The organism is Micromonospora gifhornensis, assembly GCF_016863515.1.
In the GTDB taxonomy this organism is placed as follows: Bacteria; Actinomycetota; Actinomycetes; order Mycobacteriales; family Micromonosporaceae; genus Micromonospora; species Micromonospora gifhornensis.
This window is the reverse complement of record NZ_BOPA01000013.1, coordinates 39,830-63,906: the sequence shown is the minus strand read 5'-3', so window position 1 is coordinate 63,906 and position 24,077 is coordinate 39,830. Positions and strand designations below refer to the sequence as shown.

Annotated in this window: 29 protein-coding genes; all 29 read left to right on the top strand. The window is 67.6% G+C overall.

Translation table 11 applies throughout. The features are described from left to right. The first annotated feature begins 218 nt into the window (after positions 1–218). Entirely contained in the window at positions 219–3,650 is a 3,432-nt protein-coding gene (gene rpoB / locus Vgi01_RS08050; RefSeq protein ID WP_102658905.1) for a DNA-directed RNA polymerase subunit beta, read from the top strand. A 124-nt stretch (positions 3,651–3,774) separates the two neighbouring features. Then, positions 3,775–7,662 carry a DNA-directed RNA polymerase subunit beta' gene (locus Vgi01_RS08045; RefSeq protein WP_102658923.1) on the top strand — a complete coding sequence of 1,296 codons (3,888 nt, stop codon included), beginning with the start codon at positions 3,775–3,777 and terminating at the stop codon, positions 7,660–7,662. Between the two features lie 107 nt (positions 7,663–7,769). Then, positions 7,770–8,144, top strand: a complete 375-nt coding sequence (locus tag Vgi01_RS08040; protein WP_102658906.1) for a hypothetical protein — start codon at positions 7,770–7,772, stop codon at positions 8,142–8,144. Between the two features lie 541 nt (positions 8,145–8,685). Further along, positions 8,686–9,066 carry a hypothetical protein gene (locus tag Vgi01_RS08035; RefSeq protein ID WP_102658907.1) on the top strand — a complete coding sequence of 127 codons (381 nt, stop codon included), beginning with the start codon at positions 8,686–8,688 and terminating at the stop codon, positions 9,064–9,066. A 508-nt stretch (positions 9,067–9,574) separates the two neighbouring features. Next, entirely contained in the window at positions 9,575–9,949 is a 375-nt protein-coding gene (gene rpsL / locus Vgi01_RS08030) for a 30S ribosomal protein S12 (RefSeq protein ID WP_013735958.1), read from the top strand. Position 9,950: 1 nt separating this feature from the next. Beyond that, a complete protein-coding gene (gene rpsG, locus Vgi01_RS08025) occupies positions 9,951–10,421 on the top strand; it encodes a 30S ribosomal protein S7 (protein ID WP_013735957.1) in 471 nt (156 codons plus the stop codon). Between the two features lie 75 nt (positions 10,422–10,496). Further along, entirely contained in the window at positions 10,497–12,593 is a 2,097-nt protein-coding gene (fusA, locus tag Vgi01_RS08020) for an elongation factor G (protein WP_102658908.1), read from the top strand. A gap of 215 nt (positions 12,594–12,808) precedes the next feature. After that, on the top strand, positions 12,809–14,002 hold the full coding sequence (gene tuf / locus Vgi01_RS08015) for an elongation factor Tu (RefSeq protein WP_102658909.1): 1,194 nt from the start codon (positions 12,809–12,811) through the stop codon (positions 14,000–14,002). 350 nt (positions 14,003–14,352) lie between these two features. Then, positions 14,353–14,661, top strand: coding sequence for a 30S ribosomal protein S10 (gene rpsJ, locus Vgi01_RS08010; RefSeq protein WP_007073037.1), 309 nt, complete (start codon positions 14,353–14,355; stop codon positions 14,659–14,661). Between the two features lie 11 nt (positions 14,662–14,672). Beyond that, complete coding sequence (gene rplC / locus Vgi01_RS08005) at positions 14,673–15,338, top strand: 50S ribosomal protein L3 (RefSeq protein ID WP_043721961.1); 666 nt, start codon at positions 14,673–14,675, stop codon at positions 15,336–15,338. Then, positions 15,335–15,985 carry a 50S ribosomal protein L4 gene (gene rplD, locus Vgi01_RS08000; RefSeq protein WP_013735953.1) on the top strand — a complete coding sequence of 217 codons (651 nt, stop codon included), beginning with the start codon at positions 15,335–15,337 and terminating at the stop codon, positions 15,983–15,985. Before rplC ends, rplD begins: the two co-directional genes overlap by 4 nt. Beyond that, positions 15,982–16,284, top strand: coding sequence for a 50S ribosomal protein L23 (rplW, locus tag Vgi01_RS07995; protein ID WP_102658910.1), 303 nt, complete (start codon positions 15,982–15,984; stop codon positions 16,282–16,284). Before rplD ends, rplW begins: the two co-directional genes overlap by 4 nt. Positions 16,285–16,296: 12 nt before the next feature. Next, complete coding sequence (rplB, locus tag Vgi01_RS07990) at positions 16,297–17,136, top strand: 50S ribosomal protein L2 (protein ID WP_013735951.1); 840 nt, start codon at positions 16,297–16,299, stop codon at positions 17,134–17,136. 12 nt (positions 17,137–17,148) lie between these two features. Then, positions 17,149–17,430, top strand: coding sequence for a 30S ribosomal protein S19 (rpsS, locus tag Vgi01_RS07985; RefSeq protein WP_013735950.1), 282 nt, complete (start codon positions 17,149–17,151; stop codon positions 17,428–17,430). 40 nt (positions 17,431–17,470) lie between these two features. Continuing rightward, on the top strand, positions 17,471–17,926 hold the full coding sequence (gene rplV / locus Vgi01_RS07980; RefSeq protein WP_043721958.1) for a 50S ribosomal protein L22: 456 nt from the start codon (positions 17,471–17,473) through the stop codon (positions 17,924–17,926). Further along, complete coding sequence (gene rpsC, locus Vgi01_RS07975; RefSeq protein ID WP_102658911.1) at positions 17,926–18,780, top strand: 30S ribosomal protein S3; 855 nt, start codon at positions 17,926–17,928, stop codon at positions 18,778–18,780. The genes rplV and rpsC overlap by 1 nt, the downstream gene beginning before the upstream one ends. A 3-nt stretch (positions 18,781–18,783) precedes the next feature. Further along, on the top strand, positions 18,784–19,209 hold the full coding sequence (gene rplP / locus Vgi01_RS07970; RefSeq protein WP_013735947.1) for a 50S ribosomal protein L16: 426 nt from the start codon (positions 18,784–18,786) through the stop codon (positions 19,207–19,209). Then, entirely contained in the window at positions 19,209–19,442 is a 234-nt protein-coding gene (gene rpmC / locus Vgi01_RS07965) for a 50S ribosomal protein L29 (protein ID WP_013735946.1), read from the top strand. Before rplP ends, rpmC begins: the two co-directional genes overlap by 1 nt. Further along, positions 19,439–19,726, top strand: coding sequence for a 30S ribosomal protein S17 (rpsQ, locus tag Vgi01_RS07960; RefSeq protein ID WP_013735945.1), 288 nt, complete (start codon positions 19,439–19,441; stop codon positions 19,724–19,726). The genes rpmC and rpsQ overlap by 4 nt, the downstream gene beginning before the upstream one ends. A 95-nt stretch (positions 19,727–19,821) precedes the next feature. After that, complete coding sequence (gene rplN / locus Vgi01_RS07955) at positions 19,822–20,190, top strand: 50S ribosomal protein L14 (RefSeq protein WP_007073026.1); 369 nt, start codon at positions 19,822–19,824, stop codon at positions 20,188–20,190. Then, positions 20,187–20,507 carry a 50S ribosomal protein L24 gene (rplX, locus tag Vgi01_RS07950; RefSeq protein WP_013735944.1) on the top strand — a complete coding sequence of 107 codons (321 nt, stop codon included), beginning with the start codon at positions 20,187–20,189 and terminating at the stop codon, positions 20,505–20,507. Before rplN ends, rplX begins: the two co-directional genes overlap by 4 nt. Next, entirely contained in the window at positions 20,507–21,076 is a 570-nt protein-coding gene (gene rplE / locus Vgi01_RS07945) for a 50S ribosomal protein L5 (RefSeq protein WP_102658912.1), read from the top strand. Before rplX ends, rplE begins: the two co-directional genes overlap by 1 nt. A gap of 1 nt (position 21,077) precedes the next feature. Next, a complete protein-coding gene (locus tag Vgi01_RS07940) occupies positions 21,078–21,263 on the top strand; it encodes a type Z 30S ribosomal protein S14 (protein ID WP_007465272.1) in 186 nt (61 codons plus the stop codon). Positions 21,264–21,362: 99 nt separating this feature from the next. Further along, entirely contained in the window at positions 21,363–21,770 is a 408-nt protein-coding gene (gene rpsH, locus Vgi01_RS07935; RefSeq protein WP_007073022.1) for a 30S ribosomal protein S8, read from the top strand. Between the two features lie 16 nt (positions 21,771–21,786). After that, entirely contained in the window at positions 21,787–22,329 is a 543-nt protein-coding gene (gene rplF, locus Vgi01_RS07930) for a 50S ribosomal protein L6 (protein WP_013735942.1), read from the top strand. Continuing rightward, on the top strand, positions 22,326–22,715 hold the full coding sequence (gene rplR, locus Vgi01_RS07925; protein WP_013735941.1) for a 50S ribosomal protein L18: 390 nt from the start codon (positions 22,326–22,328) through the stop codon (positions 22,713–22,715). The genes rplF and rplR overlap by 4 nt, the downstream gene beginning before the upstream one ends. Positions 22,716–22,749: 34 nt before the next feature. Continuing rightward, a complete protein-coding gene (rpsE, locus tag Vgi01_RS07920) occupies positions 22,750–23,364 on the top strand; it encodes a 30S ribosomal protein S5 (protein ID WP_204290582.1) in 615 nt (204 codons plus the stop codon). Next, on the top strand, positions 23,364–23,546 hold the full coding sequence (gene rpmD / locus Vgi01_RS07915; protein ID WP_102658913.1) for a 50S ribosomal protein L30: 183 nt from the start codon (positions 23,364–23,366) through the stop codon (positions 23,544–23,546). Before rpsE ends, rpmD begins: the two co-directional genes overlap by 1 nt. After that, positions 23,546–23,989 (top strand): 50S ribosomal protein L15, encoded by a 444-nt coding sequence (rplO, locus tag Vgi01_RS07910; RefSeq protein ID WP_013735938.1) that lies wholly within the window; start codon positions 23,546–23,548, stop codon positions 23,987–23,989. Before rpmD ends, rplO begins: the two co-directional genes overlap by 1 nt. Positions 23,990–24,077: the final 88 nt, after the last annotated feature.

Here is a 24,077-nt window from a genome sequence, read left to right as displayed (position 1 = left end):
CCCGGTACGACCCGGTTCACAGGGTCCCGTGGCCAGATCCGCAACGTCCTGCGGGATGGGCTGGACAGCGGTTAGCCTCTCGGCTACACTGCTAGTTTGCGCTGCCTTCCGACTTGACCCCTGCTCGGAAATGTCCGGTTATGGATGTTTTCTGGTGGGGTCATTGGAGTGCACGCGTACCAGCCGTTCTGCAGCACCGGTCCTCGGAAGGACGCATCTTGGCAGCTTCCCGCCCTGCGAAGACCAGTCGTACGTCGAGCGCATTCGCTCCCCGCCGAGTTTCCTTCGGCCGGATCACCGAACACCTCGAGGTCCCCAACCTCCTCGCCATTCAGAACGAGTCCTTCGACTGGCTCGTCGGCAACGAGGCTTGGCAGGGCCGGTCGGCGGACGACCCGCACGCACGCTCGGGTCTCGCGGAAATCCTCGACGAGATCAGTCCCATTGAGGACTTTTCCGGCACCATGTCGCTTTCCTTCTCGGCTCCGCGCTTCGACGAGGTCAAGGCCTCGATCGAGGAGTGCAAGGAGAAGGACCTCACCTACTGCGCGCCACTGTTCGTGACCGCGGAGTTCACCAACAACACCACCGGCGAGATCAAGAGCCAGACGGTGTTCATGGGTGACTTCCCGATGATGACGCCGAAGGGCACCTTCATCATCAACGGCACCGAGCGTGTGGTGGTCAGCCAGCTCGTCCGTTCGCCGGGCGTCTACTTCGACAAGCAGCCGGACAAGACCTCCGACCGCGACCTCTCCAGCGTGAAGGTCATCCCGAGTCGGGGTGCCTGGCTGGAGTTCGACATCGACAAGCGCGACACGGTCGGTGTCCGCATCGACCGCAAGCGTCGGCAGGCCGTCACGGTGCTGCTGAAGGCCATCGGGTGGTCCGCCGAGCGGATTCGTGAGAAGTTCGGCTGGTCCGAGCTGATGATGACCACGCTCGAGAAGGATCACATCGCCGGCCAGGACGAGGCGCTACTCGACATCTACCGGAAGCTGCGCCCTGGCGAGCCGCCGACCCGCGAGAACGCCCAGACCCTGCTCGACAACCTCTTCTTCAACCCGAAGAGGTACGACGTCGCCAAGGTCGGTCGGTACAAGTTCAACAAGAAGCTCGAGCTGGACGTGCCGATCACCACCGGCACGCTCACCGAGGACGACATCGTCGCCACCGTGGAGTACCTCTGCCGGCTGCACGCCGGTGAGGAGGGCTACGAGGCCGACGACATCGACCACTTCGGCAACCGGCGGCTGCGTACCGTGGGCGAGCTGATCCAGAACCAGGTTCGGGTCGGCCTGTCCCGGATGGAGCGGGTCGTCCGCGAGCGGATGACGACTCAGGACGTCGAGGCGATCACGCCGCAGACCCTGATCAACATCCGCCCGGTGGTGGCCGCGATCCGGGAGTTCTTCGGCACCTCGCAGCTGTCCCAGTTCATGGACCAGACCAACCCGCTGGCGGGCCTGACCCACCGGCGCCGGCTGAGCGCGCTCGGCCCGGGTGGTCTGTCCCGGGAGCGGGCCGGCTTCGAGGTCCGCGACGTGCACCCGTCCCACTACGGCCGGATGTGCCCGATCGAGACGCCGGAAGGCCCGAACATCGGCCTGATCGGCGCGTTGTCCACCTTCGCCCGGGTCAACCCGTTCGGCTTCATCGAGACGCCGTACCGGAAGGTCATCGACGGTCGGGTCACCGACCAGATCGACTACCTGACCGCGGACGAGGAGGACCGGTTCGTCAAGGCGCAGGCCAACGCGCCGCTGCGGGCCGACGGCACGTTCGCCGAGGACCGCGTCCTGGTCCGTCGTAAGGGCGGCGAGACCGAGGACGTCGCGCCGGGCGCCGTGGACTACATGGACGTGTCGCCGCGGCAGATGACCTCGGTCGCGACCGCGATGATCCCGTTCCTCGAGCACGACGACGCCAACCGGGCCCTGATGGGCGCGAACATGCAGCGCCAGGCGGTGCCGCTGGTCAAGGCCGAGTCCCCGCTCGTCGGCACCGGCATGGAGTACCGTGCCGCGGTCGACGCCGGTGACGTGGTGGTGGCCGAGGTCGGTGGCGTGGTCGAGGACCTCTGCGCCGACTACATCACCGTTCACCAGGACGACGGTCACCGCCGGACGTACCTGCTGCACAAGTTCCGCCGCTCCAACGCCGGCTCCTGCGTCAACCAGAAGCCGGTGGTCTTCGAGGGCGACCGCGTCGAGGCCGGCCAGGTCATCGCCGACGGTCCGTGCACCGACGAGGGCGAGATGGCGCTCGGACGCAACCTGCTGGTGGCGTTCATGTGCTGGGAGGGCCACAACTACGAGGACGCGATCATCCTGTCGCAGCGCCTCGTGCAGCAGGACGTGCTCACCTCGATCCACATCGAGGAGCACGAGGTCGACGCCCGGGACACCAAGCTCGGCCCGGAGGAGATCACCCGCGACATCCCGAACGTCAGCGAGGAAATGCTCGCCGACCTCGACGAGCGCGGCATCATCCGGATCGGTGCCGAGGTCGTCCCCGGCGACATCCTGGTCGGCAAGGTCACTCCCAAGGGTGAGACCGAGCTGACCCCGGAGGAGCGACTGCTCCGCGCGATCTTCGGTGAGAAGGCGCGCGAGGTCCGCGACACCTCGCTGAAGGTGCCGCACGGCGAGACCGGCACGGTCATCGGCGTGCGTACCTTCTCCCGCGAGGACGGCGACGAGTTGCCGCCGGGCGTCAACGAGCTGGTCCGGGTCTACGTCGCCCAGAAGCGGAAGATCCAGGACGGTGACAAGCTCGCCGGCCGGCACGGCAACAAGGGCGTCATCTCCAAGATCCTGCCGGTCGAGGACATGCCGTTCCTGGAGGACGGCACCCCGGTCGACATCGTGCTCAACCCGCTGGGTGTGCCAAGCCGAATGAACATCGGTCAGGTGCTGGAGACCCACCTGGGCTGGGTGGCCAAGACCGGTTGGAAGGTCGAGGGCGACGACGCCGAGTGGAAGCGTCAGCTGCAGAGCATCGGCGCGGACACCTCGGAGCCGGACACCAACGTGGCCACTCCGGTCTTCGACGGTGCCCGCGAGGAGGAGATCTCCGGTCTGCTCGCGTCGACCCTGCCCAACCGGGACGGCAAGCAGCTGATCGGGGCCACCGGCAAGGCGCAGCTGTACGACGGCCGCTCCGGCGAGCCGCTGCCCGACCCGATCGCCGTCGGCTACATCTACATCCTGAAGCTCAACCACCTGGTCGATGACAAGATCCACGCTCGGTCGACCGGCCCGTACTCGATGATCACGCAGCAGCCGCTGGGTGGTAAGGCGCAGTTCGGCGGCCAGCGCTTCGGTGAGATGGAGTGCTGGGCCATGCAGGCGTACGGAGCCGCGTACGCCCTGCAGGAGCTGTTGACGATCAAGTCCGACGACGTCCTCGGCCGGGTGAAGGTCTACGAGGCCATCGTCAAGGGCGAGAACATCCCCGAGCCGGGCATCCCGGAGTCGTTCAAGGTGCTGCTCAAGGAGCTGCAGTCGCTGTGCCTCAATGTTGAGGTGCTCTCCAGCGACGGCGTGGCCCTGGAGATGCGCGAGACCGACGACGAGGTCTTCCGGGCTGCGGAGGAACTGGGCATCGACCTTTCCCGGCGCGAGCCGAGCTCGGTCGAGGAAGTGTGACGTTGGGGTTTCGGAGCGGGGCGACCCACTCCAGGCGGGCAGGTTGACCGTGCGAGGGTCGCTCCGCTCCGAAACAAACCCGGTGAGCTGCTGACGCAACAAGCGACGTGTGAGGGAATTGAACGTGCTCGACGTCAACTTTTTCGACGAGTTGCGAATTGGGCTGGCGACCGCGGACGACATCCGTCAGTGGTCGCACGGCGAGGTCAAGAAGCCCGAGACGATCAACTACCGCACCCTCAAGCCGGAGAAGGACGGGCTCTTCTGCGAGAAGATCTTCGGTCCGCAGCGGGACTGGGAGTGCTACTGCGGCAAGTACAAGCGGGTCCGCTTCAAGGGCATCATCTGTGAGCGCTGCGGCGTCGAGGTGACCCGCTCGAAGGTCCGCCGTGAGCGGATGGGCCACATCGAGCTGGCCGCTCCGGTGACCCACATCTGGTACTTCAAGGGCGTGCCGAGCCGGCTGGGCTACCTGCTGGACCTCGCTCCGAAGGACCTCGAAAAGATCATTTACTTCGCCTCGTACGTCGTGACGAGCGTGGACGCCGAAGCGCGTCACCGTGACCTCTCGACCATCGAGAACGAGATCCTGGCCGAGAAGCGGCAGTCGGAGAACAGCCGCGACTCGGAGATCGAGAAGCGGGCCGCCAAGCTCGAGGCCGACCTGGCCGAGCTGGAGGCCGAGGGCGCGAAGGCGGACGTCCGGCGCAAGGTCAAGGAGGGCGGAGAGCGCGAGATGCGCCAGATCCGCGACCGGGCCCAGCGCGAGATCGACCGCCTGGACGAGGTGCTGGACACCTTCCGCAAGCTGGACTCGAAGCAGCTGGTCACCGACGAGCTGCTCTACCGTGAGCTGCGCGACCGGTTCGGTGAGTACTTCACCGGCGGCATGGGTGCCGAGGCGATCAAGGCCCTGGTGCAGAACATGGACCTCGACGCCGAGGCGGAGAGCCTGCGCGAGACCATCCGCACCGGCAAGGGCCAGCGGAAGATCCGGGCGCTCAAGCGGCTGAAGGTCGTGGCGGCGTTCCAGAACACCCGCAACTCGCCGCTCGGCATGGTGCTGGACTGCGTACCGGTGATCCCGCCGGACCTGCGTCCGATGGTGCAGCTCGACGGTGGCCGGTTCGCGACCAGCGACCTGAACGACCTCTACCGCCGGGTGATCAACCGGAACAACCGGCTCAAGCGGCTGATCGACCTCGGCGCGCCCGAGATCATCGTCAACAACGAGAAGCGGATGCTCCAGGAGGCCGTCGACGCGCTGTTCGACAACGGCCGTCGGGGCCGGCCGGTCACCGGCCCGGGTAACCGTCCGCTGAAGTCGCTGTCCGACATGCTCAAGGGCAAGCAGGGCCGGTTCCGCCAGAACCTGCTGGGCAAGCGCGTCGACTACTCCGGCCGTTCGGTCATCGTGGTCGGCCCGAAGCTCAAGCTGCACCAGTGCGGTCTGCCCAAGCAGATGGCGCTGGAGCTGTTCAAGCCGTTCGTGATGAAGCGGCTGGTCGACCTCAACCACGCGCAGAACATCAAGTCCGCCAAGCGGATGGTCGAGCGGCAGCGGCCGGTCGTGTGGGACGTGCTGGAAGAGGTCATCGGCGAGCACCCGGTGCTGCTCAACCGGGCGCCGACCCTGCACCGACTGGGCATCCAGGCCTTCGAGCCGCAGCTGGTCGAGGGCAAGGCCATCCAGATCCACCCGCTGGTCTGCACCGCGTTCAACGCCGACTTCGACGGTGACCAGATGGCGGTGCACGTGCCGCTGTCCGCCGAGGCCCAGGCCGAGGCGCGGATCCTGATGCTGTCGTCGAACAACATCCTCAAGCCGGCCGACGGCAAGCCGGTCACCATGCCCACCCAGGACATGGTCATCGGCCTGTACCACCTGACCCACCTCACCACCGGTGAGCGTGGCGAGGGCCGGGCGTTCAGCTCGGACGCCGAGGCGCGGATGGCGTACGACAACGGCGAGCTGCACCTGCAGGCACCGGTCAAGATCCGGCTGCGGGGTGTGGTCGAGGTCGACAACGGTGCCGGCGGGCAGCCGTGGACCGCGCCCGAGGACTGGACCCCGGGTGAGCCGTTGACCGTGGAGACCACGCTCGGCCGGGTGCTGTTCAACGAGACCCTGCCGCAGGGCTACCGGTACGTGAACTACGAGATCCGCAAGGGTCAGCTCTCCGCGATCGTCAACGACCTCGCCGAGCGGTTCCCGAAGGTGGCCCTGGCGGCCACCCTCGACGGGCTCAAGGAGGCCGGTTTCCACTGGGCCACCTGGTCCGGCGTGACCATCGGCATGGAGGACGTCATCGCTCCGCCGCGCAAGCGGGAGATCCTGGAGAAGTACGAGAAGGAAGCCGACCGGATCGACAAGCAGTACCAGCGTGGTCTGATGACCGCCGAGGAGCGTCGCGGCGAACTCATCGAGATCTGGACCAAGGCGACCAACGAGGTCGCCAAGGAGATGGACACCGCGCTGCCGCAGGAGAACCCGCTGTGGAAGATGATCAACTCGGGTGCTCGCGGTAACCTGCTCCAGCTCCGGCAGATCGCGGCGATCCGTGGTCTGGTGGCCAACCCGAAGGGTGAGATCATCCCGCGGCCGATCAAGGCCAGCTACCGGGAAGGTCTGTCCGTGCTGGAGTACTTCATCTCCACGCACGGTGCCCGTAAGGGTCTCGCGGACACCGCCCTGCGTACCGCCGACTCGGGTTACCTGACCCGTCGTCTGGTGGACGTCTCGCAGGACGTCATCATCCGCGAGGAGGACTGCGGCACCGACCGGGCCATCCCGATGCAGATCGGTCAGCAGCTCGACGGCCGGCTCGTGGTGCACGAGCACGCGGAGACCAGCGTGCACGCCCGTACCCTGGCCGACGACATCAAGGGTCCGGACGGCACCGTCGTCGCCGAGCGGGGCGTGGACATCAACTCGATCCTGGTCGACAAGATCGTCGCCGCCGGGGTGGAGACCATCCGGGTGCGCAGCGTGCTCACCTGCGAGTCGAAGCTGGGCGTCTGCGGTGCGTGCTACGGCCGTTCGCTGCCGACCGGCAAGATCGTGGACGTCGGCGAGGCGGTCGGCATCATCGCCGCCCAGTCGATCGGTGAGCCGGGTACGCAGCTGACGATGCGTACCTTCCACACCGGTGGTGTCGCGGGTGAGGACATCACCCAGGGTCTGCCCCGTGTCCAGGAGATCTTCGAGGCCCGGATCCCGAAGGGTAAGGCGCCGATCGCCGACACCCCCGGCCGGATCCGGATCGAGGACGGCGAGCGGTCGCGCAAGATCGTCGTCATCCCGGACGACGGCAGCGACGAGATCGTGTACGACAAGATCTCGAAGCGGGTCCGGCTGCGGGCGCACGACGGCGACCACGTCGAGGTCGGCGAGAAGCTCACCGAGGGCACCATCGACCCGCACGAGCTGCTGCGCATCCTCGGCCCGCGGGCGGTCCAGGTCCACCTGACCCAGGAGGTCCAGGAGGTCTACCGCTCGCAGGGTGTGCTCATCCACGACAAGCACATCGAGATCATCATTCGCCAGATGCTCAAGCGGGTGACGGTCATCGACTCCGGCTCGACCGAGTTCCTGCCGGGTGTGCTCGTCGACCGGGCGCTGTTCGAGTCGGAGAACCGCCGACTCGTCGGCGAGGGTGGCGAGCCCGCCGCCGGTCGTCCGGTGCTGATGGGTATCACCAAGGCCTCGCTGGCCACCGACTCCTGGCTCTCGGCGGCCTCCTTCCAGGAGACCACCCGGGTGCTGACCGACGCGGCGATCCACGCCCGCAGCGACTCGCTGATCGGTCTCAAGGAGAACGTGATCATCGGTAAGCTCATCCCGGCCGGTACCGGCATCAGCAAGTACCGCAACGTCCGGGTCGAGCCGACCGAGGAGGCGAAGGCCAAGGTCTACTCGATGACCGGCTACCCGGAGACCGACTACGGCTTCGGGCCGGCCAGCGGCCAGGCGGTTCCGCTCGACGACTTCGACTTCGGGTCGTACCGCTGAGTTGTTCGCTCTGACGACGAGGCCCCCGGCAACCCGCCGGGGGCCTCGTCGTCGGTGGCGGCGGTCATGCTCCTACCGATCCGCCGAGGGCGGGGCATGATGGAGGCATGACGACCGCCGCCGGACCGATGCCGGTCGCTTCACCGCCCGGGCCGCCCCGGCATCCGCTCGACCCGGATCCGGTCCGGGCCACGAAGGCGCGGGCCGTCTTCGCGCTCGGACTGATGGGTGCGCTGACCGGACTGTTCATCGGGGGAGTGGTGCCGGCCACGGTGGCGCTCCAGTTGGCCCGGCAGGCGCGCCGCGAGGCGTACGCCTCAGGGGGGTTCCTGACCGGCGCGGCCTGGCTGCGGCGGGGGGAGACCCTGGCCTGGACGGGCCTGGGGCTGGTCGCGGTGAGTGTGGTCGTCGCGTTGGTGATCGGCGTGATCCGGCTCGCCGAGGCACCCTACGGGCACGACTTCGCGCCGAACATGGACTGAGACCGCTCTCGCGCCGCAGGCCGGTGGGCTGACCGGCGACGGTAGCCTGACGGTGTCCGCCGCACGGCGGCGGACGCGGCCGATGAGGAGGATTCCCGTGACGGAACCGGCGCGTCCCGAGAGCGGCGAACCCGCTCAGCCCACCGCCGGGCGCTCGGAGGCCGGTGCACCGGAACCGGGCAGCTGGACATCACCGGGACCGACCGGGGCAGACCTCTCCGCCGGGCACCCGCCGTCTCCACCGACCCCGCACGGACCCGTACCCTCCGCGCCGCCGTTCGGGTCCGTTCCCTCCGGGCCGTCGTTCGGATCTCCACCCTCTGCCCCGTACGGACCCGTACCGTCCGCGCCGCCGTACGGACCCGTACCGTCCGCGCCGCCGTTCGGACCCGGTCCGTCCGGGCCGCCGTTCGGGGCTGTGCCGTCCGGGCCGGTGGGTGGGCCGGGTGTGGGCGTACCCGGCGGGTGGGGTTCCGGCCCGGGGCACGGCGGTGGTGGCCGGGTCCCGCCGCCGCAGGAGCGGCCCCGACCGCCGAGTCGGGTGGAGCCCGTACCGGGCACTCCGTTCGCCATGGTGCACCTGGATGTGCCGCCGGTCACTTCGGGCCTGGCGGTCGGCTCCCTGATCGCCGGCATCATCTCCATTCTGGTGTCGTTCCTGGTCATCTGTGTGGGTTCGGTGGGGGGCGGGCTGAACGGTGTCTGGGCGGCCGGGTCCTTCGCCACCCTCGGCGGCCTCACCGGGGCCGGTGCCCTCGTGGCGGGCCTGCTGGGCGTCCGGCAGATCCGGCGGCCGACGCCGGCGCCGGCGGTGCGGTTCACCGGCCGTGGTCTCGCCATCGCCGGGATCAGCTGCGGCGGCGTCGGGTTGCTGTTGAGCCTGCTCGGCGTGGGCCTGGCCCTCCTGCTGACGCTGGCCTGAGCAAGATGCCTGATCAGAAGCGGCTGTTGCCGCGCGTCAGACTGCTGGCCTCGGCTCGGGGGCTCGGCGGGTGGTTTCCGGTGGAGCCGGTACACTTGTATCTGTAGGTGCCCATCACGGGCGGGTGGAGCGACGGAGCCGGTTGCCGAGCGGTGAGAAGTTCGGCAGGTCTCCCGTTTTGACCTGCGCGGCTGTGGTAGGTACTCTTTCCCCTTGTGCCCGGGCCAGCCCGGGCAAATCGTGCGTGCGCTGGATCCGGCCTCCGGTTTCCGGAAGGCGCCACGAATGAGCCAAAGATCCGGCGCACGGTCGCGTGTGCCGGTGACAGACCCCCGGGGCTGCGCTCACAAGCGTGCGGAACCGGGACCGTGATCGGGCGACACGCCCGACCGCGGGTGCCGGGACCTCCGCGAGGTGGCCCTGGTCGGAATGTAGGAGAGCCGGTCATCAGGTCGGCTACGGCAGACGGCGCGGTCGCGAAAGCGGCCGAAGGGAGCGGAGAAACCCGGTGCCCACGATCCAACAGCTGGTCCGAAAGGGCCGCCAGGCGAAGACCACCAAGACCAAGACCCCGGCGCTGAAGGGTTCCCCTCAGCGGCGCGGCGTGTGCACCCGTGTGTACACCACCACCCCGAAGAAGCCGAACTCGGCGCTGCGCAAGGTTGCTCGTGTCAAGCTCAGCAGCCAGGTCGAGGTGACCGCCTACATCCCGGGCGTCGGGCACAACCTGCAGGAGCACTCGATCGTGCTCGTCCGCGGTGGCCGTGTGAAGGACCTCCCCGGCGTGCGTTACAAGATCGTCCGCGGCTCGCTGGACACTCAGGGTGTCCGCAACCGCAAGCAGGCGCGCAGCCGTTACGGCGCGAAGAAGGAGAAGAGCTGACATGCCGCGTAAGGGACCTGCCCCGCGTAAGCCGCTGGTCGCTGACCCGGTGTACAACTCGCCGCTGGTCACCCAGCTGGTAAACAAGATCCTGCTTCGCGGCAAGCGTCAGCTCGCCGAGCGCATCGTCTACGCCGCCCTGGAGGGCTGCCGCGAGAAGAGCGGCACCGACCCGGTCGTCACGCTCAAGCGCGCGATGGACAACGTCAAGCCGACCCTCGAGGTCCGCAGCCGCCGTGTCGGTGGCGCGACCTACCAGGTTCCGGTCGAGGTCCGTCCCGCCCGGGCGACCACGCTGGGGCTGCGCTGGCTGGTCACCTACTCCCGCGCCCGCCGCGAGAAGACCATGGTCGAGCGGCTGATGAACGAGCTGCTGGACGCGAGCAACGGCCTCGGTGCCGCCGTCAAGCGGCGTGAGGACACCCACAAGATGGCGGAGTCCAACAAGGCCTTCGCGCACTACCGCTGGTAACACCTGAGGTCCCGGCGCCTACCGGCGCCGGGGCCGCCACCAGTTGTGTCGGGACGACGATAAGTAGGGATTGAAGTGGCCGCCGCAGACGCGCTCGCCAACGTACGCAACATCGGCATCATGGCGCACATCGATGCCGGTAAGACCACTACCACCGAGCGAATTCTGTTCTACACCGGTATCACGTACAAGATCGGTGAGGTTCATGAGGGCGGCGCCGTCATGGACTGGATGGAGCAGGAGCAGGAGCGCGGTATCACCATCACTTCCGCCGCCACGAAGTGCGAGTGGAAGGGCCACACGATCCAGATCATCGACACGCCCGGCCACGTCGACTTCACGGTCGAGGTGGAGCGGTCGCTTCGAGTCCTGGACGGTGCCGTCGCGGTCTACGACGGTGTGGCCGGCGTGGAGCCGCAGACGGAGAACGTCTGGCGTCAGGCGGACAAGTACAACGTCCCCCGGATGTGTTTCGTCAACAAGCTCGACCGTACCGGCGCGGACTTCTTCCGCTGCGTGCAGATGATGATCGACCGGCTGAACGCCACCCCGCTGGTGCTTCAGATCCCGATCGGCGCCGAGAGCGACTTCATCGGCGTGGTCGACCTGGTCGAGATGCGCGCCCTCACCTGGCGTGGCGAGACCCAGAAGGGTGAGGACTACGCGGTCGAGGAGATCCCGGCCGAGCTGGCCGACTCCGCTGCCGAGTGGCGCGAGAAGCTGATGGAGACCCTGGCCGACGTCGACGACGCGGTGATGGAGAAGTACCTGGAGGGCGAGGAGATCTCCGTCGAGGAGATCAAGGCCGCCATCCGTCGGGCCACCATCGCCGGCAAGGCCAACCCGGTCCTCACCGGTACCGCCTTCAAGAACAAGGGCATCCAGCCGATGCTGGACGCGGTCGTCGCGTACCTGCCGTCGCCGCTGGACATCCCGGCGATCGAGGGTACGGCCACCGACGGTGAGACCCCGATGCTGCGCAAGCCGTCGGTGTCCGAGCCGTTCTCCGGCCTGGCCTTCAAGATCCAGACGGACAAGCACCTCGGCAAGCTCACCTACGTGCGGATCTACTCCGGCACGCTCGAGTCCGGCTCCCAGGTGGTCAACTCCACCAAGGACCGCAAGGAGCGGATCGGCAAGATCTACCAGATGCACGCCAACAAGCGGGAAGAGCGCAGCACCGCGAAGGCCGGCGACATCATCGCGGTGCAGGGTCTGAAGCAGACCACCACCGGTGACACCCTGGCCGACTCGGCGAACCCGGTCATCCTGGAGTCGATGACCTTCCCGGAGCCGGTCATCGAGGTGGCCATCGAGCCGAAGACCAAGGCCGACCAGGAGAAGCTCAGCACCGCCATCCAGCGGCTGGCCGAGGAGGACCCGACCTTCCGCGTCAAGCTGGACGACCAGACCGGTCAGACGGTCATCTCCGGCATGGGCGAGCTGCACCTGGACATCCTGGTCGACCGGATGCGCCGCGAGTTCAACGTCGAGGCGAACATCGGTAAGCCGCAGGTGGCGTACCGCGAGACCATCCGCCGCAAGGTGGAGAAGGTCGAGTACACCCACAAGAAGCAGACCGGTGGTTCCGGCCAGTACGCCCGGGTGATCGTCAGCCTGGAGCCGCTGCCGCTGGGCAACGACGCGCCGACCTACGAGTTCGCCAACGCGGTCACCGGCGGCCGTATCCCCCGGGAGTTCATCCCCTCGGTGGACGCGGGTGCGCAGGACGCCATGCAGTACGGCATCCTCGCCGGCTTCCCGCTGGTGGGCGTCAAGCTGACGCTGCTGGACGGCCAGTACCACGAGGTCGACTCGTCGGAAATGGCGTTCAAGATCGCCGGCTCGATGGTGATGAAGGACGCGGCCCGCAAGGCCGATCCCGCGCTGCTCGAGCCGATGATGGCCGTTGAGGTCACCACTCCTGAGGAGAACATGGGTGACGTCATCGGTGACCTGAACTCCCGCCGTGGCATCATCCAGGCGATGGAGGAGCGCAGCGGCGCCCGCGTCGTCCGGGCTCTGGTGCCGCTGTCGGAGATGTTCGGCTACGTCGGCGACCTGCGGTCGAAGACCCAGGGCCGGGCTAGCTACAGCATGCAGTTCGACTCCTACGCCGAGGTTCCGGCCTCGGTGGCCAAGGAGATCATCGCCAAGGCGACGGGTGAGTGACGTCCGCCTGAGCTGAGCCGACGGTGGTCGCGGGAGGTTTCCCCGACCGCGACCACCTCGGTCGGATTGGGTGAATTCCGGGCCTGTAGGCTTCATCGCCGCAGAGCCCACAAAAGCTTCCCGGCCGTCAGGCCGGAAAGGCTGTCGACAGAGTCCTAAGCGCCACTCGTGGCGTACCGGGGCGAACGAACCAAGAAGTCCACAGGAGGACACCAGTGGCGAAGGCGAAGTTCGAGCGGACTAAGCCGCACGTCAACATCGGCACCATTGGTCACATCGACCACGGTAAGACGACGCTGACGGCGGCCATCACGAAGGTCCTGCACGACCAGTACCCCGACCTGAACCCGTACACGCCGTTCGACGAGATCGACAAGGCGCCGGAGGAGAAGGCCCGGGGCATCACGATCTCGATCGCGCACGTCGAGTACCAGACCGAGGCGCGGCACTACGCGCACGTCGACTGCCCCGGTCACGCCGACTACATCAAGAACATGATCACCGGTGCCGCCCAGATGGACGGCGCGATCCTGGTGGTCGCCGCGACCGACGGCCCGATGCCGCAGACCCGCGAGCACGTGCTGCTGGCCCGCCAGGTCGGCGTGCCGTACATCGTCGTGGCGCTGAACAAGAGCGACATGGTCGACGACGAGGAGCTGCTGGAGCTCGTCGAGCTCGAGGTTCGTGAGCTGCTCTCGTCGCAGGAGTACCCGGGCGACGACCTGCCGGTCGTGCGTGTCTCGGCGCTCAAGGCCCTGGAGGGTGACCCGGAGTGGACCGGGCGCCTGCTGGAGCTGATGAACGCTGTCGACACCGCGATCCCGCAGCCGGAGCGCGAGACCGAGAAGCCGTTCCTGATGCCGATCGAGGACGTCTTCACGATCACCGGTCGTGGCACCGTCGTCACCGGTCGCGCGGAGCGCGGCATCCTCAAGCCGAACGAGGAGGTGGAGATCGTCGGTATCCGCGAGAAGTCGCAGAAGACGGTCTGCACCGGCATCGAGATGTTCCGCAAGCTGCTCGACGAGGCCCGCGCGGGTGAGAACGTCGGTCTGCTGCTGCGTGGCATCAAGCGCGAGGACGTCGAGCGCGGCATGGTGGTCGTCAAGCCGGGCACCACGACCCCGCACACCGAGTTCGAGGCGACGGTCTACATCCTCTCCAAGGAGGAGGGCGGCCGGCACACCCCGTTCTTCCAGAACTACCGTCCGCAGTTCTACTTCCGGACCACGGACGTCACCGGTGTCGTCACCCTCCCCGAGGGCACCGAGATGGTCATGCCGGGTGACAACACCACGATGACCGTGAAGCTGATCCAGCCCATCGCGATGGAGGAAAACCTCAAGTTCGCGATCCGGGAGGGTGGCCGTACGGTCGGCGCTGGTCGCGTCACCAAGATCATCAAGTGAGCTGGGTAACCCCGATTAGACCCGCCGCCGGTCGTGCGGCATACTAGTCAGGTTGCGTAACGACAGTTCGCTGCCCGCGTTCGACTCACGTCGAACCTCCGGGTAGGCAGGACAGTCGGGCGTGGGGTGGTTGGCGGTTCACCCGTCAACCACCCTCGCGCGGCGTTCAGGTCGCGGTAGTGCGATCGGCGCCTCGACCCACCGCGGTCAGGATCGCTCCGGAAGGTTGGGGCGGAGCTGGGCCACAGAACGCGACACGCCCGACCGCGGGGGTGGGCGAAGAGGGTCTGTACCAGCCGGTACAGGACACCCGCAACACAGCGGCATCGAGAGAAGGAACAGAAGCCACCATGGCGGGACAGAAGATCCGCATCCGGCTCAAGGCCTATGACCACGAGGTCGTCGACTCCTCGGCGCGGAAGATCGTCGAGACGGTGACGCGTACCGGGGCGCAGGTCGCGGGCCCGGTGCCGCTGCCCACGGAGATCAACCGTTTCTGCGTCATCCGCTCGCCGCACAAGTACAAGGACTCGCGCGAGCACTTCGAGATGCGTACGCACAAGCGGCTGATCGACATCATCGACCCGACCCCGAAGACGGTCGACTCGCTCATGCGCCTCGACCTGCCGGCTGGCGTCGACATCGAGATCAAGCTGTAGGGACCGGACACATGGACAGGCAAGTTAAGGGGATCCTGGGCGCGAAGCTCGGCATGACCCAGGTCTGGGACAACAACAAGGTTGTTCCGGTGACCGTGGTTCAGGCCGGCCCGTGCGTCATCAGCCAGGTTCGTGACGCCGACAAGGACGGTTACTCCGCGGTCCAGCTGGCGTACGGCACGATCGACCCGCGCAAGGCCAAGAAGCCGCTGCGTGGGCACTACGCGAAGGCTGACGTGGCGCCGCGCCGGCACATCGTCGAGCTGCGCACCTCCGACGCCGCGGACTACTCGCTCGGTCAGGAGATCACGGTCGAGGAGTTCCCGGCCGGCATCTCGATCGACGTCACCGGCAAGACCAAGGGCAAGGGCTACGCCGGCCCGATGAAGCGGCACGGCTTCCACGGTCTGCGCGCCAGCCACGGTGTCGAGCGCAAGCACCGCTCGCCGGGCTCCATCGGCGCCTGCGCCACCCCGGGTCGGGTCTTCAAGGGCACCCGGATGGCGGGCCGCATGGGCGGCGTGCGCTACACCGTGCAGAACCTGACCGTCCAGGCGGTCGACACCGAGAACAACCTCCTGCTCGTCCGCGGTGCCATTCCCGGCCCGAAGGGCGCGCTGGTCCTGGTCCGCACTGCGGCCAAGACGAAGGCGAAGAAGGGCGGTGCGGCCAAGTGACCACCGTTGACGTCTTGAACTCCGAGGGCACCAAGACCGGCTCGGTCGAGCTTCCCGGGGACATCTTCGACGTGCAGGCCAACGTGCCGCTGATGCACCAGGTCGTGGTGGCGCAGCTGGCCGCGGCTCGGCAGGGCACGCACAAGACCAAGACCCGGGGCGAAGTCTCCGGCGGCGGCAAGAAGCCCTACAAGCAGAAGGGCACCGGTCGGGCCCGGCAGGGCTCGATCCGCGCGCCGCAGTTCGCCGGCGGTGGCGTGGTGCACGGCCCGGTGCCGCGCGACTACAGCCAGCGCACCCCGAAGAAGATGAAGGCTGCCGCTCTGCGTGGCGCCCTCTCGGACCGGGCACGCGCCGGGCAGGTGCACGTCGTCGAGGCGTTCGTCTCGGGCGAGAAGCCGTCGACCAAGGCCGCGCTGGCCGCGCTCACCAAGGTGACCGAGGCCCGCCGGGTGCTGGTCGTGCTGAGCAGCGTCGACGAGCTGAACTGGGTGTCGCTGCGCAACGAGCCGCGGGTGCACCTGATCGAAGCCGGCCAGCTCAACACGTACGACGTGTTGGTGGCCGACGACGTGGTCTTCACCAAGGAGGCCCTGGACGAGTTCCTGGGCGTTCCCGCCGAGACCACCGAGGAGGGTGGCAAGTGAGCACGATCGCCGACCCGCGCGACATCATCGTTGCGCCGGTCGTCTCGGAGAAGAGCTACAGCGAGCTGAACCGGAACTGGTACACCTTCCTGGTGCACCCGGACGCGAACAAGACCGCGATCAAGATCGCTATCGAGCAGATCTTCAACGTCCGTGTCCTGACGGTCAACACGCTCAACCGCGAGGGCAAGCGCAAGCGGACCCGCACCGGGTTCGGCAAGCGCAAGAACACCAAGCGCGCGATGGTGAAGCTGGCTGAGGGCGACCGTATTGACGCCTTCGGCGGCCCGGTCAGCTGAGGGGTGTAGACAATGGCTATCCGTAAGTACAAGCCGACGACGCCGGGCCGGCGTGGCTCCAGCGTCGCCGACTTCGCCGAGATCACCCGGTCGACGCCTGAGAAGTCGCTGCTGGCACCGCTGCCGAAGAAGGGTGGGCGTAACGCCCACGGGCGGATCACCGCCCGGCACCAGGGCGGCGGCCACAAGCGGCAGTACCGGATCATCGACTTCAAGCGGGTCGACAAGGACGGTGTGCCGGCCAAGGTCGCGCACATCGAGTACGACCCGAACCGCACCGCGCGCATCGCGCTGCTGCACTACGCCGACGGCGAGAAGCGGTACATCATCGCGCCGAAGGACCTGAAGCAGGGCGACCGGGTCGAGTCCGGTCCGGGCGCCGACATCAAGCCGGGCAACAACCTGCCGCTGCGCAACATCCCGGTCGGTACCACCATCCACAACGTGGAGCTGCGTCCGGGTGGCGGGGCCAAGCTGGCCCGCTCGGCCGGCGTCGGCATCCAGCTGCTCGGCCGGGAGGGCGTGTACGCCACCCTGCGTATGCCGTCGGGTGAGATCCGGCGTGTGGACGTGCGGTGCCGGGCCAGCATCGGCGAGATCGGCAACGCCGACCAGTCGAACATCAACTGGGGTAAGGCCGGCCGGATGCGGTGGAAGGGCAAGCGCCCGACCGTCCGTGGTGTGGCCATGAACCCGGTCGACCACCCGCACGGTGGTGGCGAGGGCAAGACCTCCGGTGGTCGCCACCCGGTCAACCCGCAGGGTAAGCCCGAGGGCCGCACCCGTCGTAAGGGCCAGCCGAGTGACCGGCTGATCGTCCGCCGCCGCTACGCCACGCGTAAGCGCGGCTGAGGGAGATAAGACATGCCTCGCAGCCTGAAGAAGGGCCCGTTCATCGACGACCACCTGCTCAAGAAGGTGGAGACGCAGAACGAAAAGGGCTCGAAGAACGTCATCAAGACTTGGTCGCGGCGCTCGACGATCATCCCGGAGATGCTCGGGCACACGATCGCGGTGCACGACGGACGTAAGCACGTCCCGGTGTTCGTGACCGAGGCGATGGTCGGGCACAAGCTCGGCGAGTTCGCGCTGACCCGCACGTTCAAGGGTCACGAGAAGGACGACCGGAAGAGCCGCCGGCGCTGACGCCGCGGGCATACGGATAGAGGATCAAGGGGTTACAGCGATGCCAGGAAAGGGCGACGCTCCGGTGCTTCCGGGCGCGCGGGCGGTTGCGCGATACGTGCGCATCTCGCCGATGAAGGCGCGCCGGGTGGTCAACCTCGTCCGCGGCCTGCCCGCGAAGGAGGCTCTCACGGTGCTGCAGTTCGCGCCGCAGGCTGCGAGCGAGCAGGTGTACAAGGTGCTCGCGAGTGCGATCGCCAACGCGGAGAACAACGAGCGGCTGGACCCCGACGCGTTGCTCGTCAGCGAGGCGTTCGTGGACGAGGGCCCGACCATGAAGCGGTTCCAGCCGCGGGCGCAGGGCCGGGCGTACCGGATCCGTAAGCGCACCTGCCACATCACGGTGGCGGTCGAGGCGGTGGCGCCGGCCGCGCCGAAGAAGTCGGCGAAGAAGGCGGCACCGGCGGCGCAGAGCGCACCGGCCGAGACGCAGAGCAACACGGAGGGCGCCGAGTAATGGGTCAGAAGGTTCACCCGCACGGGTTCCGCCTCGGCATCTCGACCGACTGGAAGTCCCGCTGGTTCGCGGACAAGCTCTACAAGGACTACATCGGCGAGGATGTCAAGATCCGCCGGATGATGTCCAAGGGCCTGGAGCGCGCCGGCATTTCCAAGGTCGACATCGAGCGCACCCGCGACCGGGTCCGCGTTGACATCCACACCGCCCGGCCGGGCATCGTCATCGGCCGTAAGGGTGCGGAGGCCGACCGGATCCGCGGCGAGCTGGAGAAGCTCACCGGCAAGCAGGTGCAGCTGAACATCATCGAGGTGAAGAACCCCGAGTCGGATGCGCAGCTGGTTGCCCAGGGCGTGGCCGAGCAGCTCTCGAGCCGGGTCAGCTTCCGTCGGGCGATGCGCAAGGCGATGCAGTCGGCGATGAAGAACCCGATGTGCAAGGGCATCCGGGTGCAGGTCTCGGGTCGCCTCGGCGGCGCCGAGATGAGCCGCACGGAGTTCTACCGCGAGGGTCGGGTTCCGCTGCACACGCTGCGGGCCAACATCGAGTACGGCTTCTTCGAGGCCCGTACCACCTTCGGCCGCATCGGCGTGAAGGTCTGGATCTACAAGGGTGACGCGGTGCCGGGTCGGGAGACTCCGGCCGAGGCGCCGTCGCGCCCGCGCCGGGATCGCGGTGACCGCCCCGAGCGGCCGCGTCGTGGTCGCTCCGGCTCGTCCGGTACGACCTCCGGTGGCACCGAGGCCGGCCGGGCTGCCGCGACGACCGTCGCGCAGCAGGCCGAGACGCCGAGTGGCGAGCCGGTGGACACGTCCGCCGTCGCCGCCGCGGCAGAAACGCAGCAGGAGGGCTGACAGATGCTGATGCCGCGCAAGCCCCCGAAGGGCTTCCGCAAGCCGCACCACCCGGACCGTAGCGGCGCGTCCAAGGGCGGCAACCGGGTGGTGTTCGGCGAGTTCGGGATCCAGGCTCTCGAGCCGGCGTACGTGACCAACCGGCAGATCGAGTCGGCGCGTATCGCGATGACCCGTCACATCAAGCGTGGCGGCAAGGTCTGGATCACCATTTTCCCGGACCAGTCCCTCACCAAGAAGCCGGCCGAAACCCGGATGGGTTCCGGTAAGGGCTCGCCGGAGTGGTGGGTCGCCAACGTCAAGCCGGGACGGGTTCTCTTCGAGATGTCCTTCCCGAACGAGCAGATCGCGCGAGAGGCGATGCGTCGCGCGATCCACAAGCTCCCGATGAAGTGCCGGATTGTGACGCGCGAAGTGGGTGAATCCTGATGGCAGCGGGCGTCAAGCCCTCCGAGCTGCGTGAGCTCTCCGAGGAGGAGCTGGTCACGAAGCTGCGTGAGGCCAAGGCGGAGCTGTTCAACCTCCGCGTGCAGGCCGCAACCGGGCAGCTGGACAACAACCGGCGGCTGCAGGTCATCCGTCGGGAGATCGCCCGGATCTACACGATCATGCGTGAGCGTGAGCTGGGGCTCTCGGCCGCGCCGACTGAGGTGGCTTCATGAGCGAGAACACGACGACCGCGGGCGCGGAGCTCGTGCGGGGACGCCGTAAGGTCCGCGAGGGCCTGGTGGTCAGCGACAAGATGGACAAGACCGTCGTGGTCGAGGTCGAGGACCGTGTCAAGCACGCGCTGTACGGCAAGATCATGCGCCGGACCAGCAAGCTCAAGGTCCACGACGAGCAGAACTCCGCGGGCATCGGCGACCGGGTCCTGATCATGGAGACCCGTCCGCTGTCCGCCACCAAGCGGTGGCGGCTCGTGGAGATCCTCGAGAAGGCCAAGTAGCGAAGGCTCGAGCTCGGCCGGATCGGTCGGGCGCAGGTTCCGCCAGGCTCCGGCCGCTCCGGCGGCCGGAGAACCGGCAGACATAGGAGATAGACGTGATTCAGCAGGAGTCGCGACTGCGCGTCGCCGACAACACGGGTGCCCGGGAGATCCTGTGCATCCGAGTTCTCGGTGGCTCCGGTCGGCGCTACGCGAGCATCGGCGACGTCATCGTCGCCACCGTCAAGGACGCGATCCCCGGTGCTGGTGTGAAGAAGGGCGACGTCGTCAAGGCGGTCGTCGTGCGTACGGCCAAGGAGAAGCGTCGGCCGGACGGTTCGTACATCCGCTTCGACGAGAACGCCGCCGTCATCATCAAGGACGGTGGGGACCCGCGGGGCACCCGCATTTTCGGCCCGGTCGGTCGTGAGCTGCGGGACAAGCGGTTCATGAAGATCATCTCTCTCGCGCCGGAGGTGTTGTGACCGTGAAGGTCAAGAAGGGCGACACGGTCGTCGTCATCGCCGGCAAGGACAAGGGTGCCAAGGGCAAGGTCATTGCGGCCTACCCGCGGCAGGACAAGGTCCTGGTCGAGGGCGTGAACCGGATCAAGAAGCACACCCGCATCAGCACCACTCAGCGTGGCGCCAAGACCGGTGGCATCGTCACCCAGGAGGCCCCGATCCACGTGTCGAACGTGATGGTCCTGGACTCCGACGGTAAGCCGACCCGTGTCGGTTACCGCATCGACGAGAATGGCCAGAAGGTCCGCATCGCGCGTAGCACCGGTAAGGACCTGTGATGACCACGGCTACCGAAACCAAGACCATGCCGCGCCTCAAGGAGCGGTACCGCAACGAGATCGTGGCGAAGCTGCGCGAGCAGTACGACTACGGCAACCCGATGCAGGTGCCGCGGCTGGTGAAGATCGTCGTGAACATGGGTGTCGGCGAGGCTGCTCGCGACGCCAAGCTCATCGACGGCGCGGTCCGCGACCTGGCCACGATCACCGGCCAGAAGCCGCTGGTCCGGCGGGCGAAGAAGTCCATCGCGCAGTTCAAGCTGCGGGAGGGAATGCCGATCGGCGCGAAGGTCACCCTGCGCGGCGACCGGATGTGGGAGTTCCTGGACCGGCTGCTGTCCATCGCGCTGCCGCGTATCCGTGACTTCCGCGGCCTCGACGGGCGCAAGCTCGACGGGCACGGCAACTACACGTTCGGTCTGACCGAGCAGTCGGTGTTCCACGAGATCGACCAGGACAAGATCGATCGCCAGCGGGGCATGGACATCACGGTGGTCACGACCGCCACGACCGACGACGAGGGCCGGGCGCTGCTCAAGCTCCTGGGCTTCCCGTTCAAGGAGAACTGAGATGGCCAAGAAGGCGCTGATCATCAAGGCGGCCGCGAAGCCGAAGTTCTCGGTTCGCGCGTACACCCGCTGCCAGCGGTGCGGGCGTCCCAAGGCGGTCTACCGCAAGTTCGGGCTCTGCCGGGTGTGCATCCGGGAGATGGCCCACCGCGGTGAGCTGCCCGGCGTGTCCAAGGCTTCCTGGTAATAGCCCGGCGCGCCCCGCGCGTTAGCTGGACTGTCTCTTCGCCGTAGGCCTGCGCTGACAAAGCCGCGGGAACCCCGGCGAGAAAGGTTGACGAGTTTCATGACGATGACCGACCCGATCGCAGACATGCTCACGCGTCTGCGTAACGCCAACCAGGCGTATCACGACCGGGTGACGATGCCCTACTCGAAGATCAAGGCGAACATCGCCGAGGTCCTCAAGACCGAGGGTTACATCGCCACCTGGTCGGTCGAGGAGCCCGAAGAGGGTGCCGTCGGCAAGCGACTGGTCGTCGAGCTGAAGTACGGCCAGAACCGGGAGCGGAGCCTGGCCGGCATCAAGCGCGTCTCCAAGCCCGGTCTGCGGGTTTACGCCAAGTCGGACGGGCTCCCGCGGGTGCTCGGCGGGCTGGGCGTGGCGATCATTTCGACGTCCCAGGGGCTGCTCACCGACCGGCAGGCCCGCAAGCGGAGCGTTGGCGGGGAAGTCCTCGCCTTCGTCTGGTAACGGGAGACAGGTAGAAATGTCGCGTATTGGACGTAAGTCGATCCCGGTACCATCCGGCGTCGACGTGACGATCGACGGCCGGACCGTCAAGGTCAAGGGCCCCAAGGGCGAGCTGTCGCACACTCTGGCCGAGCCGATCTCCATCGAGCGGGCCGAGGACGGGCAGCTGAGCGTCAACCGCCCGAACGACGAGCGCAAGGCCAAGGAACTGCACGGCCTGAGCCGCACCCTGGTCGCCAACATGATCGTCGGAGTCACCGAGGGCTACCGCAAGAGCCTGGAGATCTCCGGCACCGGTTACCGGGTCACCGCCAAGGGCAAGGACCTCGAGTTCGCGCTCGGGTTCTCGCACCCGGTCACGGTCCCCGCGCCGGACGGCATCACCTTCACGGTGGAGAAGCCGACGCTGTTCCACGTGGCCGGCATCGACAAGCAGCAGGTCGGTGAGGTCGCCGCCAACATCCGGAAGATTCGCCCGCCGGAGCCCTACAAGGGCAAGGGTGTCAAGTACCAGGGCGAGGTCATCCGACGTAAGGCCGGAAAGGCAGGTAAGAAGTGAGCGCCACGCTGCTCAAGCGCCGCCGCGGCGTCGCCGCCAAGCGTGCCGTCGGGCGTGCGCGTCGGCACTTCCGGGTCCGCAAGAGCGTCAACGGCACGCCCGAGCGTCCGCGCCTGGTCGTCACCCGTTCGCTGCGGCACATCGTCGCCCAGATCGTGGACGACACCAAGGGTCACACCCTGGCGTCGGCCTCGACCCTGGACGCCTCGGTGCGCGGCACGGAGGGCGACAAGAGCGCCCTGGCCGGCAAGGTCGGCACCCTGCTCGCCGAGCGGGCCAAGGCCGCTGGCATCTCCAAGGTCGTCTTCGACCGCGGTGGCAACCGGTACGCGGGGCGGGTAGCCGCGCTTGCCGACGCCGCCCGCGAAGCCGGGCTCGAGTTCTGACAATCCCCGTCACGAGAGAAAAGGAAGGCTGCTGATGCCAGGTCAACAGCGCCGTGGCGGCGGGTCCGGTGGCAACGAGGGTGGTCGCCGCGACAACCGCCGTGAGGGCGGCCGCGGAAACGCGCCCGCCGAGAAGACCCCGCACCTTGAGCGGGTCGTCGCGATCAACCGTGTCGCCAAGGTCGTGAAGGGTGGTCGTCGCTTCAGCTTCACCGCCCTGGTGATCGTGGGCGACAGCGACGGCACCGTGGGCGTGGGCTACGGAAAGGCCAAGGAGGTGCCCGCGGCGATCGCCAAGGGTGTCGAGGAGGCCAAGAAGCACTTCTTCAAGGTGCCGCGGATCGGCTCCTCGATCCCGCACCCGGTGCAGGGCGAGGCCGCTGCCGGTGTGGTGCTGCTCAAGCCGGCCTCGGCCGGTACGGGTGTCATCGCCGGTGGCCCGGTGCGTGCCGTGCTGGAGTGCGCGGGCATCCACGACGTGCTCTCCAAGAGCCTCGGGTCGTCGAACCCGATCAACATCGTGCACGCCACCGTGGCTGCGCTGAAGGGGCTCGAGTCCCCTGAGGCCGTGGCCGCGCGTCGGGGCCTGCCGGTGGAGGATGTTGCGCCGGCCGCCATGCTGGCGTCCCGGGCGGGGGTGGCTTCCTGATGGCACGTCTCAAGGTCACCCAGGTCCGGTCCGTGATCGGGACCAAGCACAACCAGCGTGAGTCGCTGCGTTCGCTCGGTCTCAAGCGGATCAACGACGTGGTGGTCAAGGAGGACCGGCCCGAGATTCGCGGGATGATCTTCACGGTGAACCACCTCGTGAAGGTCGAGGAGGTCGAGTAATGACGATCAAGGTCCACCACCTGCGCCCGGCGCCGGGGGCCAAGACCGCCAAGACCCGCGTGGGTCGTGGTGAGGGCTCCAAGGGCAAGACCGCCGGTCGCGGTACCAAGGGTTCCAAGGCCCGTAAGAACATCTCGGCGGCGTTCGAGGGTGGGCAGATGCCCATCCACATGCGACTGCCGAAGCTGAAGGGCTTCAAGAACAAGTTCAAGGTGGTCTTCCAGGTGGTCAACCTGGACCGCCTGGCTGAGCTGTTCCCCAACGGCGGTCAGGTCGGCCCGGCCGAGCTGGTCGAGGCCGGCGCGGTCCGCAAGGGCCAGCCGATCAAGGTTCTCGGTTCCGGGGACCTGGGCGGTGTCTCGCTCCAGATCTCGGCGCACGCCTTCAGTGCGTCGGCCAAGGAGAAGATCGCCGCCGCCGGTGGCTCGGTAACAGAGCTGTAAGCTGCACAAACGCTTGGCGCCCGCCAGTTGATCACAGCTGGCGGGCGCCATGCTCTCAACTCGGGCGTGTGCGCCCGGTAACATCGGA